Here is a 12,964-nt window from a genome sequence, read left to right on the forward strand (position 1 = left end):
CCTGTCCTTCCCGGACAGGGGGCGTCGGCATTCCGCCACGGGAACCCGCGGTTGTAGCGTCTGCCGGATGGCGACGAACGACGCGTGCCGGGAACTGGATGCGTACCGGGAACTGGGCGAGGCCGCCTGGGCATGGGTGCTGGACCAGGTGCGCGAGGACGAGGGTCCGTGGCTGCCGGAGGCGGTGACGGAGGACGGCCAAGACACGGTCATGACGGATGACGGCCAGGACATGGTCGTCCCCGCCAAGGACCGCGACACGCTGTACGCGGGGATCGCGGGCCTCGCCCCCGTGCTGGCGGAGATCGGGCGGTACCGGGAGCTGAGCGCGAGCGAGCGGACCCTGGCGACCGGCATCGTGACCAGGCTGTCGGCACAGGCGCAGGCACTCGGCAGGACGGAACCATCGCTGTACGACGGCCTGGCGGGCGACGCCATGGCGCTGAAACTGCTGGCCCCGGGCGAGGAGTCGATCCCACTGCGGCGGCTGGCCGATCTGGCGACCCCCGAGGGCTGGAAGACCACCGTCGACTTCGAACCGGGTTCCGACGCGCCCCTCAACGACATCATCATGGGCACCGCCGGCGTGGTGCTGACGGCGGTCTGGGCGGGCGGTGAGTTCGCGGAGGCGATCGCGACGACGGGCGGTGAGGCCCTGCTGCGCGTGGCCGACCGGACGGAGGCGGGCCTGGACTGGGGGATAGCGGCGGACACGCAGTGGAGGGCACCGAACTACTCGCACGGCACCGCCGGGGTGGCCGCGGCGCTGGCGGTGGCGGGTGCGGCGCTGCGGCGGGAGGACTTCGTCGAGGCGGCGGTGCGGGGAGCCCAGCACGTGCTGTCGGTGGGCTCGTTGGAGGGCGGCGGATTCATCGTCCCGCACACCATCCCGCCGTCGAAGCGGGAGGTGGAGCCGGTGACCTACACCTGGTGCCACGGCCCGGCGGGCACCTCGCACCTGTTCGCCGCGCTGTCGCACGCGGGCGTGACCGAGGTGGCGGGCCTCGACGTCGGCGAGCTGCGGCAGCGCTGCCTGACCTCGATCCTCACCTCGGGAGTACCGGAGCGCCTGCGCCCCGGCTTCTGGGACAACGACGGCCGCTGCTGCGGAACGGCGGGCGTGGGGGACGTACTTCTGGACGCGGCGCAGGACTGCGCGGCGCGGGACCGCGGGGCGACGGCGACGGCGACGGCGACGGCGACGGCGGAAACCCTCCTGCGTGCGGCACGCACGATGGGCGACGCGCTGGTGGAGCGGGCCGTCCGCGACGAGGCGGGCGCCCGCTGGCGCTTCCTGGAACACCGAAAGGACCCACCGCTCCTGCCCCCGGGCACGACGTGGATGCAGGGCGCGGCGGGCATCGCGGCATACCTCCTCCGCCTCGCCCGGTTCATCGAGACCGGCCCGGACGCACCGGTGGTGGACCGCCCGGACCAGTGGTGGGCGGTGCCGGCGTACCTGCGCGTCACGGCTGCGGCGCCTCATGAGCCCGGGCCCAGCAGGTCGCCGCAGACCCTGCAGACCCTGCGGTCCCTGCGGTCCCTGCGGCCCCCACGGTAAAGACGCGCATACGCGGCCCCGCCGCGCGCGGAGACAGTTGACGCACCCGCCCCTTACCGCATCTCTCGAACATGTGCATGATGGCTCGGTCGTTGTCAGCGGTGCGGATGGGGTGGACGGTACGGTGCGCGGGCGAACATCAGGTATGCGGGTGGCGGCGGCTCTCACGGCCGGATGCGCCCTCCTCACCGCCTGCGGATCCACGGAACACGGCGACGACGCCGCGAAGAAGCCCGGCCCCGTGACCGTGGCGAAGGCGCACGCGCGGGTGCCCGTGCCGCGCGGGGACGGCAGCAAGGTCTCCGACGACTTCAACGGCGACGGCCACCGTGACCTCGTCCTGAACGACCTCGTCAAGCAGCAGAGCCACGCGGACGACGCCGGCATCGGGATCGTGTACGGCTCGCAGGACGGACTGAGACCCGGCGCGCGTCAACTGCTCAGCCCCGCCAGGCAGGCAGCCGCCACCGACGGCCAACTCCCGGCCGTCTTCGACGCGGAGGCGAGCTGCGACCTCGACAAGGACGGCTTCACCGACCTCGTGGTCTCCACCGACCCGCCGTACGACGGTCAGGGGCAGCCGCCCGTACCCCTCCAGGTGCTGTTCGGCTCGCCGGGGGGCCTGACGGGCAAGGCGGTCAAGCTCGCCGTCCCCGCGCGTGCCCGGGTCGGCAACGACTGGTCCGACCAGCCGGTGTGCGGTGACTTCGACGGAGACGGCCGAGACGACCTGGTCCTGCACGCCTCGGCCAGCCGGCTCACGTTCCTGCGGGGCCCGTTCACCCGCAAGGGCGCCCCGCGCGCGGCGGGGCAGCCGCTCGTCGCGCCCGGCAACGTCCCGACCGGCCCCGCGGTCGACGTCAACCGCGACGGCTACGACGACCTGCTGGTCCGTGAGGACGGCGGCGCGTCCCCGTCGAGCGTCGTGTACGGCGGCGCGAACGGCCCGGCCCGCACCGGCTTCGCCCTCCCCAAGGGCGCCGACGTCGCCTTCGGCCGTTTCGGCAGGGGCAAGTCCGCGCTCGACGCCGCGATCGGCTCCCAGGGCGGAACGTCCCTGCGGTACGACCTCGCCGGCCCGGGGGCCACCGCGCGCGGCTCGCTCGACGTGCCCGGCACGGTCCTCGACACGGGCGACTTCGACGGCGACGGGTTCGACGAACTCCTCTCCAGCGGCTCGCGGTTGAGGGTCTTCCGGGGTCGTACGGGCGGGCTGTCCGCCTCCGCCGTCGTCACGGTGAAGCCTCCCGCCACCGGCACGACCCGCGTCCTGGTGGTCACCGACCTCACCGGGGACGGGCGGGCCGACCTGGCCGTGCGCACCTACCGGGGCGAGACGAAGGACACGGTCGCGGTGTATCCGGGTCGCAAGAGCGGGGTGCTGGCCGCCGAGCCGCAGGTCACGTTCTCGACGTCCGAGTTCCTGTCGGGCACCGGCTGACGTTCACCCGCAGGCCACCCGCACACAACCCTTCGTACGCCCCACGAGTCACACCCAGGAACAGGCCAGGACAGGCCAGGAAACGCCCAGTTCGGGGAGTGTGCTGATGCGTGCGAAGACGTTGCTCGTGGCCGTGTGTACCGGTGCGCTGGCCGCGGCGGGACTGACCCTGCCGCTGGCCGGAACCGCGTCCGCCGCGTCATCCCTCAAGGACGACTTCAACGGCGACGGCTACCGCGACCTCGCCATCGGCACGCCCAGGGCGAACGCCGTGACCGTGACCTTCGGCTCCTCCTCCGGCGTGAGCCCCGCGAAGTCCGTCACCGTCACGCAGAACACCTCCGGCGTGCCCGGGACCACCGAGGCCGAGGACGAGTTCGGCGAGAACGTGACCAGCGCCGACGTGAACGGCGACGGCTACGCGGACCTGATCGTGGGCGCGCCCGGCGAGAAGGTCACCGGGAAGCCGGACGGCTCGGTGACGATCGTGTGGGGCGGTGCGAGCGGCTTCACCACCGGTGGCATGGTCCTCAACGCGCCCGGCGCGGAGGACGTCCGCTTCGGTGAGGGCGCCTCGTTCGTGGACCTCGACGGCGACGGCAGCGGAAACCTCGTCGTCGTCTCCGCACACCGCTTCTGGTGGTGGGCCGACGGCGTGCCCGACGGTGCCGCGCTGGGCCCGGAGGTCGACTTCCTGCCCGACGGCGTGACGCTCGACGGCGTCGTGGGCGGCCACTTCTCCGGCACCCAGGGCAGTGACTACGTGCTGTACGGCAAGGGCGCGACGGGGCACGGCTACGCCGGGTACCTCAAGGGCGGCCCGGGAGACCTCGGCTACAGCTACGACAGCCTGCACCAGAGCTCCGACGGGACGAGCGTCGACGAGGCGGCGGTGGCCGTCGCCGACCTCGACCGGAACGGATACGACGACGTGGTCCTCGGCGACCCCGACTCGGTCAACGGCGGGGAGATCCACCTCTGGCCGGGCAACGCCTCCGGCCTGGACGCGGACGACTGGCCCGAGCGCACCTACAACCAGTCGAGCGCCCGCGTCCCCGGCACGGCCGAGACGGGTGACCGCTTCGGCGCCTCGGTCTCCGCCGCCGACGTGACGGGCGACGGATACCCGGAGATCGCGGTCGGCGTCCCCGGCGAGACCGTCGGCACGGTCGCCCGCACCGGCAACGTCGTCGTCCTCAAGGGCGGCACCGGCGAGCTCGACCACGGCGGCGCCTCCTGGCACCAGGCCACCTCCGGCGTGCCCGGCACCGCCGAGCCCGACGACCACTTCGGCTCGGCCGTGCGGCTCAAGGACATCAACAAGAACGGCCGCGCGGACCTTGCCATCGGCGCGAACGGCGAGGACATTGGCACGACGGCGGACGCGGGCGCGGTCTGGGTCCTGCGCGGCTCGACCTCCGGCCTGACCACCTCGAACGCGACCTCCTTCAACGGCTCCGACTTCGGCCTCGGCGGCGCGGGCCGCCAGTTCGGCACCGTCCTCCACTGACGCCCGCCACCACCCCGCAGGCCCCTCTCACCTCGCCTCGCCTCACCTCTCTCCCTCCCTCGTAGTTGAGTTGGAGCCCCCGTGCCACAGCACAAGCGCAACCCGCTCCACGTCCCCGCGCGAAGAGCCGTGCCCGTCGCCGTCCTCGGCGTGACCACGGCCCTCGCCCTGTACGCGACCCTGGCCGCCCCCTCGGCCAGCGCCGCCCCCGGCGTCCGCAGCGACTTCAACGGCGACGGCTACGCGGACCTCGCGGTCGGCGTCCCCGGCGGTACGGCCGACGGCAGGGCGAAGGCCGGCTTCGTCCACATCCTGTGGGGATCGGCGGACGGGCTCGGCGGCTCCGCCACCAAGGTCAGCCAGGCGTCGACGGGCATCCCCGGCACGGCCGAGGCGGGCGACCGGTTCGGGTACGCCGTGCAGGCCGCTGACTTCGACGACGACGGGTTCGCGGACCTCGCGGTCTCGGCCCCCGGCGAGCAGGTCACCGACACCTCGACCACCCACGAGGGCGCCGCCTACGTGCTGTGGGGCTCCGCGAGGGGCCTGAAGTCGGGGCTCACGGTGGCCAAGGGCCAGGAGGAGCAACAGCTCGGCCGGCTCCTCACCGCCGGGGACTACGACGGCGACGGCGACCAGGACCTGGTGCTCGGCGTCGACGGCGAGGAGGGCGACTCGACCCTCCTGCGCCCCGGCCCGCTCACCACGGCCGCGCCCGTGGAACTGGTCGAGGGTTACGACTTCGGCGACGCCCGCGCCCTGACCAGCGCGGACCTCGACGGCGACGGCACGGACGACCTGGCGGTGACGTACCAGGGCATGGAGAGCTCGGGCACGCGCGTCCGCACGCTGGCCTCCGGCACCTGGAAGACGCTGTGGGCCTCCTCGGACTTCGGTACGGCCCTGGCGGCGGGCGACTTCGACGGCGACGGCCGGGCGGACCTCGCGATCGGCCAGGTCCACTCAGACCCGGAGGCCGACGGAACGTACTGCGAGGACGTCCTCGGCGGCGCGATCGCGGTGGTGTACGGCGCCCCGGACAGCACGCTGGGCGGCCGCCGCACCTGCACCACGCAGTCCTCCCCCGGCGTGGGCGGCACTGCCGAGTCCGAGGACAACTTCGGCGCCGCCCTCGCCGTGGCCGACCTCGACGGCGGCGAGCGCGACGGGCTCCTCGCGGGCGCGAGCCACGAGGCGGTGGGATCGGCGGCCAGGGCGGGCGCGTACTGGGAACTCCAGGCGGACGCGGACGGCGTGCTCACCGGCCCGTCCTTCACCCAGAACAGCTCCGGGGTCCCGGGCACGGCGGAGGCGGGCGACCTATTCGGCGCGGCGGTGACGTCGGCGTCGTACGACGGTGTGCGGTACGGGGACGAGGTGATCGGGGCGCCCGGCGAGACCGTGTCCAACAGCGGCTCCGCCGCGGGGAGCTCCGGCGGCGTCTGGTACCGCCCGTCCGCGGGCGACGCCCCACGCCTGGCGGCCGTGTCCCTCACGCCGGCGAAGCTGGGGGTGTCGGGGGCGGCGGTGGGGTACGGAGGGGTGCTCGGCCGGTAGTACTCGGCAGGTAGTCCTACCAGCCACGGAAAGTTCCTCGAACTCCTGTACAACCCTCCTGCATCTCTGTGGGTCTCCTGTTAGCCGACCGTCTCACCACGTCCAGGCGAACTCCGGGCGAACACGAGGCGGCGCGGCACCCCATTGACTGTGGACGCCGGTCAGGCGTCCCGCATGCCGCAGGAGATTCCCGCATGCACAAGCAGTACCTGCGACTCGCCCTCGCGACGGCCACCGCGGCCACGCTGACAGGCGGTCTGCTCACGTTCTCGGCCGCGTCGGCGACGGCGGCCGACTCGGTCCACCACCACGAGGCGGACTTCAACAACGACGGCTACGGCGACGTAGCGTTCTCGGCCGGAAACGCCACGGTCGGCGGCAAGAAGGGCGCCGGCCAGATCGTCGCCCTGTACGGCTCGGCGAGCGGTGTGACGTCCGCCAAGCGCACCACGGTCAGCCAGAACACCGCCGGTGTGCCCGGCAGCGCCGAGACCAACGACGGCTTCGGCTGGGGCAGCGCGTACGGCGACTTCGACGGCGACGGATACGACGACCTCGCCGTGACCGCGGACCTGGAGGACGTCAGCGGCGACACGGACGGCGGCACGGTGGCGATCCTGTGGGGTTCGTCGAGCGGCCTGTCCGGCGGTACGACCCTCGCCGACCCGGCTCCCTCCTCCCACGACAGGTGGGGCAAGTCCCTGGCCGCGGGCGACTTCGACGGCGACGGCACGGAGGACCTCGCGGTCGGCTCCACGTCGAGCACGGTCTACGTGTTCAGGGACGGCATCAGCAGGTCCGGCACGGCGGGCGGCCGTTACACCGTCAAGACGCCCCTCATGTCCGGCGACGGCACGGGCCCGTTCGTGCTCACCGCCGGCGACATCAACGGCGACAAGCGGACCGACCTGATCGTCGACGGCTTCGAGACCGACAGCGCCGAGGGCTGGAACGCCAACTACTACGTCCCCGGCACGGCCTCCGGCCTGAGCGCGTCGTCCGCGCGGAAGCTGAGCCCCGGCCTCATCACGGGTATCGGTGACATCAACGGCGACGGCTACGGCGACATCGTGACCGGCGAGGAGTGGGACCCCTCCAACGACCCGGACGTCCCGTCCGTGCCCGAGTCCGCCACCGGCGGCAAGGTCCACGTCGTCTACGGCTCGGCCGACGGCCCGGCCGGGGAGACCTCCGTGACCCAGAACACGGGCAACGTGCCCGGCACCTCGGAGCGCGGCGACTTCTTCGGCAACGAGGTCTCCCTCGGTGACGTCAACGGCGACGGCTTCCAGGACCTGGTGGTCGCCGCGGCCGGCGAGAACCTGAACGGCGTCGTCAACACGGGCGCGGTGACGGTCCTCTACGGCTCGGCCTCGGGCCTGAACACCGGCTCCGGATACCAGTACTTCGCCCAGTCCACCGCCGGTGTCCCCGGCTCGGACGAGAAGGACGACTTCTTCGGCTCCGAGGTGAAGCTCACCGACGTCACGGGCGACGGCAAGGCGGACCTGACGGTCGGCGCGTACGGCGAGAACGGCGGCAACGGCTCGGTGGTCTACCTGCCCTCCAGCGGCACGAAGATCACGGCGACGGGCTCGCGCTCGCTGTCGACGTCCGCGGTCGGCGTCTCCACGGACGCGTCCCCGGTGTTCGGCGGCAACGCCGCCAACTGACCCAGCCCGCCCACGAGTCGGACCCGCACCCCCTGGTCGCTGTCGGCGCTCTCCCTGCCGTCGGTCGCCAATTGGCTCCAAAGTCCCGGCGACACACCGTGAATGCGGCGTGTCGCCGGGACTGAGAAGCCAATTGGTCTCACCCGGCGGATTCGCCGCCGGCGTTCCGAGCGGGTCGCGGGCCCCTCCCCACCTGGAGAACTCCTTGCGCAAGCGCACCCTGCTCCTGGCCGCCACCCTCACCACCGGCCTCCTCACCGCCCTCCCGACCACCACGGCCTCGGCCGCGCCTTCGGGTCTTCAGGGCGACTTCAACGGCGACGGCTACCGCGACATCGCGATCTCCGCGCCCATCGCCAAGGCCGGCGGCAGGTCCGGCGCGGGCTACGTCGCGATCGTCTACGGCACGGCGAGCGGCCTGGACACCACCAAGCGCCAGATCATCAGCCAGGCCACCACCGGCATCCCCGGCACTCCGGAGTCGTACGACTACTTCGGCGACCGCCTGACCACCGGCGACCTGGACGACGACGGCTACACGGACCTGATCGTGGGAGTCCACGGCGAGCACATCGGCTCCACCGACGAGTCGGGCGCGATCACGGTCGTCTGGGGCGGTGCCGACGGCCTGAAGACAGCCACCGACATCACCTCTCCCCTCCCCGAGAACCGCAACGAACTCGGCTGGTCCGTGGCCACCGGCGACTTCGACGGCGACGGCGACACCGACCTGGCCGCCGCCAACATCGCCTTCCCCGAGCTGAACGTCTTCAAGGGCCCGATCTCCCGCACCGGCAAGGCGACGGGACTCGTCGGCATCGACACCTACGATCAGACCGGCATCAACAGCGACAAGCTCGTCGCGGGCGACGTCACCGGCGACGGCAAGACGGACCTCCTCGTCATGGGCCAGCAGGAGATCACCGACGGCTACCGCACCCGCAGCGTCCTCTACAAGGGCTCGGCCACCGGACTGACGGCGGGCAGCAAGGTCGCGGGCGGCTACGACGCGGTCATCGCGGACGTCGACAAGGACGGTTACGGCGACATCGTCACCGGCAACTTCATGGAGAAGTCCACCGACGAGCCGAACGGCGGCCTCGGCGGCGCGGTCACGGTGACGTACGGCGCGTCCACCGGCCTGAGCACGCGCACCCCGGTCCGCATCACCCAGGACACCACGGGCGTGCCCGGCACCGCCGAGAAGGGTGACGGGTTCGGCTCGAGCCTGTCGGCGGGCGACGTGAACGGCGACGGATACGCGGACGTCGCGGTCGGCATCGAGAACGAGGCCGTCGGTTCGGTGTACAAGGCGGGCTCGTTCGCCGTCCTGCGCGGCTCGGCGTCCGGTCTGACGGGCAGCGGCGCCAAGGTCTTCACCCAGAACACCTCGGGTGTCCCCGGCACGGCCGAGCGCCTGGACAACTTCGGCAGTGCGGTCCAGCTCACCGACACCGACGGCAACGGCCGCGCGGAACTCGTCGCGAGCGCCGAGGCCGAGAACTCCGGCGCCGGCGCGGTCTGGCTCTTCAAGTCCACCGCCTCCGGCATCACCGCCACCGGCTCCAAGTCCTTCAACGGCACGACGCTGGGCGGCCCTTCGGGCGACGCGTACTTCGGCGACGTCCTCGCGGGCTGACCGCCCCCTCCCCCACCTGGAGAACCCTTCATGCGCTTACGCACCACCACCCTGGCCCTGGCCGCCCTCACCGTGGCCGGGGCCACCCCGCTCACTCTCGCCTCGCCCGCTTCCGCCGCGCCCGCCAAGTTCGCGGACGACTTCAACGGCGACGGGTACCGCGACCTCGTCACCGCCGCCCCCATGGCCACCGTGGGAGGCGCCAAGTACGCCGGTGCCGTGGTCGTGAACTACGGCTCGGCGTCCGGTATCAGCGCCGCCCGCTCCGCGGTCATCAGCCAGAACACCAGCGGCATCCCCGGCACGGCCGAACAGGAGGACGAGTTCGGCCGCACCCTCGCCTCCGGCGACCTCAACAACGACGGGTACGCCGACCTGGTGGTCGGAACCGAGCAGGAGGACGTCGACGGCGACACCGACAGCGGAACCGTCGTGGTCGTCTGGGGCGGCGCGAGCGGTCTCTCCGGCGGCCTGACCATCGCCGACCCGGCCGCCGCGGCCGGCGCCGGGTACGGACAGTCCCTCGCCGTCGGTGACTTCGGCGGCGACGGCAGGGTCGACCTCGCCGTCGGCAGCAGGGGCAAGGACATCCGGATCCACGAGGGCGGCTTCACCAAGTCGTCGGGCGCCGCGTCCACGCAGAAGCTCGCCACGGACCTCTACACCTCCGACGCCGGCAGCAGCAGCTACGGCGCCCAGAACCTCGCCGCCGGTGACATCAACGGTGACGGCACCGCCGACCTGGTCATCAGCGGCCAGTACAACCCCGGGCCGGGGACGTACGACGACGGCACCCTGGTCTACCTGGGTTCCGCGTCCGGCTCCGGGCTCACCTTCCAGACGTTCCTGAGGAACGAGGCCTGGAGGCTGGCGGCCGTGGGCGACCTCAACGCCGACGGCTACGCGGACGTGGTCACCAGCGCGGCCCCGGGCTCCGTCCGAGAGGGCGACGGCGGTTCCGTCAAGGCCTACTTGGGCAGCGCGTCCGGCGTCCGCACATCGCCGCAGACGACCATCACCCAGGACTCCGAGGGAGTACCGGGCGTGGACGAGCCGGAGGACTGGTTCGGGGACTCGCTCTCCGTCGGCGACGTCAACGGCGACGGGTACGCGGACGTGGCCGTCGGCGCGCTCTACGAGAAGGTCGGGGACACCGCCCAGACCGGCAGCGTCACCGTGCTGCGCGGCTCGGCCACGGGCCTGACCGGCACGGGCTCCCAGGCGTTCTCCCAGGCCACCGAGGGCGTCCCGGGCAGCGCCGAGGCCAACGACTTCTTCGGCTCGTCCGTCCGCTTGGCCGACCACAACGGCGACGGCAAGGCGGACCTCTCCGTCGGCGCCCCCGGCGAGAACGACGCGAACGGCGCGGTGTGGAACCTGCGGGGTGCGTCGTCGGGCGTGACGACGACGGGCGCGCTGAGCTTCGGCCCGTCGGCGGTGGGCGTCCCGACGGTGGACTATCCGAGGTTGGGCTTCACCCTGCTGCGCAACTGACGTATGAGGGCGGCGAGTCCGGTGCCGGTTGTCTCGATGACCGTGCCGGGCTCGTCGCTTTCGCGAAGCCGCAGGGCTTCTTGGGTGGCGGCGATCTCTAGGCAGTTGGGGGCGTCCTCACCCTCGGAGTAGGAGGACTTCTGCCACACGAGAACGTCTGCCATGTCGAGCCCTTCAGGTCTGTCGAGCCAGCTCACGAATGAAGTCCCTTGACTCTACGACGCCGAGTGCGGCCTTCTGCGTCTCGGCGAGCCATCGCCGGTACGTGGTCAACTGGGCCTCTGCGTCCAGGAAGGTTCCGCCGTGCGGAGCGTCTCGCAGCGCAGTGTCCAGTTGCAGAACAGGGCCGTCCAGCATCAGAATCGGACTGCTGATGGTGAACCGGTCCCTGTCGAACGGCACCACACGCACGGTGACTTGAGGCCGTTCCGACTGCGCCAGGATGTGCAGCAACTGCTGCCGGGCAACACTGCGATCGGCCTGCCTGATCCGTAGGGCCGCTTCATGGATCACGACCTCGCACACGAAGTCATCCCGATCGAGGACCTTCTGCCGCCTCAGACGAAACTCGGCTCGCAGCTCCTTTTGCTCCTCGCTCAAATCCGAGAGAGCGCCGTTGTAGAGCGCTCGCACTTGTTCCTCGGACTGCAACAGCCCAGGAATGCTCACGATCTCGAATGACCTCACGTACCGCGTATGGTGCTCCAACTCGGCGAGGTCGAGAAACCCCCGCGGGAGAAGCCCCCGGTACTCCTCCCACCACCCACGCCCACGCTCAGCCGCCATGGCCGCCAAGGCATCTACGAGCGGCGCGTCCCCTGCCTTGTAGAAGTCGGCCAGGAACCGTACGCGCTCCGGGCTCACACCGAAGCGCCCCAGTTCGGTGTTGGAGAGCCGGGCCTCGTTGATCCCCGTCGCGCGTGCAGCCTCCCGGAGGCCCAGCCCCGCTCGTTCGCGCAGCTTGCGCAGTTCCTTACCGAGGCGTTCCTGGCGCACCGTGATCACGGGCCTGGCACCCATCTGTAGCCCCTTTCAGGCGAGTTGACGCCACCATAATGCGGGAACGACTTGCCCTAGGACAAGTTGCTCCTCTACTTTCAGTGACGCAACAACCACTCAGCGGAGCGGAAGTGCATCGCCCCACCCTGCCCTGCGGGGCGACAGAGCCACCACCCCGACCCTCACGCCAACCAGGAGACCCCCATGCCCTGGGAGTACACCCTCTACATCCCCAACGACCCCCGAGCCGTCCGCATCAGCCGCCGCACCCTCCGTGACATCCTCACCACCCACCACCTCCCCGCCCTCATCGAACCCGCGGAGCTCCTCGCCTCCGAGCTGCTCTCCAACGCCATCCGGCACACCAAGGGGCCCGCCGCCCTCAAGATCAGGCGGTCGGGCTCCTCGTTCCGGCTGGGTGCCTGGGACACGGACCCCGCACCCCCCGCCGCGCCCCTCGCACCCCCACCCCTCCACGACGAACACGGCCGCGGCCTGCAGATCGTCGATGCCTACGCCGACGACTGGGGCTGGTTCGACATCAATGGCACGGGCGGCAAGTACGTCTGGTGCGAACTCAGGAATGCACCGAAAAGCGCAGAGGACGACAATGGTCCAGGAGAGTGACTTCTGACACATATGCCTGAAAGGTGAACCATCATGGCCGAGCACCCGCACGCCACACTCGTCCGCAAGGGCTACGAGGCCTTCTCGCGCGGTGACATGGACACCCTGCGTCAGATCCTGTCGGGAGACTGCACGCACCACGTACCCGGCGAGCACACCCTGTCGGGTGACTACAAGGGCCAGGACGCGTGCATCGACATGTACCGCCGGCTGAGCACGGAGACGAACGGCACCTTCCGCGTCGAACTGCGCAACATATTCGTCGACGGCCGGGGCCACGCGGTGTCCGTGCACCGCTTCACGGCGGAGCGCAACGGCAAGCGGATCGACGAGAACGGCACCCTGATCTTCCGCATCGTCGGGGAGAAGGCGACCGACATCGACGAATGCGTCGAGAACATGGACAAGCTCAACGACTTCTGGTCGTAGCCTCCCCCGGCCCTCAGGGCCTGAGGGCCTCACC

At 71.4% G+C, this 12,964-nt stretch carries 11 protein-coding genes; 9 read left to right on the forward strand and 2 right to left on the reverse strand.

All coding sequences use genetic code 11. The features are described 5' to 3' along the window. Window positions 1–67: 67 nt before the first annotated feature. The 7 genes from AB0959_RS33735 (at window position 68) to AB0959_RS33765 (ending at window position 10,875) form a co-directional block, all read left to right on the forward strand. Complete coding sequence (locus tag AB0959_RS33735) at window positions 68–1,561, forward strand: lanthionine synthetase LanC family protein (RefSeq protein ID WP_366830511.1); 1,494 nt, start codon at window positions 68–70, stop codon at window positions 1,559–1,561. A 151-nt stretch (window positions 1,562–1,712) separates the two neighbouring features. Then, the gene (locus tag AB0959_RS33740) at window positions 1,713–3,002 is read left to right on the forward strand and encodes a VCBS repeat-containing protein (protein WP_366830512.1); all 1,290 of its coding nucleotides are present in this window, start codon (window positions 1,713–1,715) and stop codon (window positions 3,000–3,002) included. A 106-nt stretch (window positions 3,003–3,108) separates the two neighbouring features. Then, window positions 3,109–4,512, forward strand: a complete 1,404-nt coding sequence (locus tag AB0959_RS33745) for an FG-GAP-like repeat-containing protein (protein ID WP_366830513.1) — start codon at window positions 3,109–3,111, stop codon at window positions 4,510–4,512. An 81-nt stretch (window positions 4,513–4,593) separates the two neighbouring features. Next, window positions 4,594–6,069, forward strand: a complete 1,476-nt coding sequence (locus tag AB0959_RS33750) for an FG-GAP repeat protein (protein ID WP_366830515.1) — start codon at window positions 4,594–4,596, stop codon at window positions 6,067–6,069. 194 nt (window positions 6,070–6,263) lie between these two features. Then, window positions 6,264–7,742: an FG-GAP-like repeat-containing protein gene (locus AB0959_RS33755; protein ID WP_366830516.1), complete on the forward strand. Its 1,479-nt coding sequence runs from the start codon at window positions 6,264–6,266 to the stop codon at window positions 7,740–7,742. A gap of 205 nt (window positions 7,743–7,947) precedes the next feature. Next, window positions 7,948–9,381, forward strand: a complete 1,434-nt coding sequence (locus tag AB0959_RS33760; protein ID WP_366830517.1) for an FG-GAP-like repeat-containing protein — start codon at window positions 7,948–7,950, stop codon at window positions 9,379–9,381. 30 nt (window positions 9,382–9,411) lie between these two features. Further along, window positions 9,412–10,875, forward strand: coding sequence for a VCBS repeat-containing protein (locus AB0959_RS33765; protein ID WP_366830518.1), 1,464 nt, complete (start codon window positions 9,412–9,414; stop codon window positions 10,873–10,875). Here the strand turns inward: AB0959_RS33765 and AB0959_RS33770 are convergent. Further along, on the reverse strand, window positions 10,839–11,039 hold the full coding sequence (locus tag AB0959_RS33770; RefSeq protein WP_366830519.1) for a DUF397 domain-containing protein: 201 nt from the start codon (window positions 11,037–11,039) through the stop codon (window positions 10,839–10,841). The genes AB0959_RS33765 and AB0959_RS33770 overlap by 37 nt on opposite strands. 10 nt (window positions 11,040–11,049) lie before the next feature. Further along, entirely contained in the window at window positions 11,050–11,895 is an 846-nt protein-coding gene (locus AB0959_RS33775; RefSeq protein ID WP_366830520.1) for a Scr1 family TA system antitoxin-like transcriptional regulator, read from the reverse strand. Between the two features lie 183 nt (window positions 11,896–12,078). Between AB0959_RS33775 and AB0959_RS33780 the strand changes: the two genes are divergently transcribed. Both AB0959_RS33780 and AB0959_RS33785 read left to right on the forward strand, forming a co-directional pair. Then, window positions 12,079–12,501 (forward strand): ATP-binding protein, encoded by a 423-nt coding sequence (locus tag AB0959_RS33780; RefSeq protein WP_366830521.1) that lies wholly within the window; start codon window positions 12,079–12,081, stop codon window positions 12,499–12,501. Between the two features lie 33 nt (window positions 12,502–12,534). Next, window positions 12,535–12,930 (forward strand): nuclear transport factor 2 family protein, encoded by a 396-nt coding sequence (locus tag AB0959_RS33785; RefSeq protein ID WP_366830522.1) that lies wholly within the window; start codon window positions 12,535–12,537, stop codon window positions 12,928–12,930. Window positions 12,931–12,964: the final 34 nt, after the last annotated feature.

The sequence above is a fragment of the Streptomyces sp. NPDC046862 genome (genome assembly GCF_040704615.1).
GTDB lineage: Bacteria > Actinomycetota > Actinomycetes > Streptomycetales > Streptomycetaceae > Streptomyces.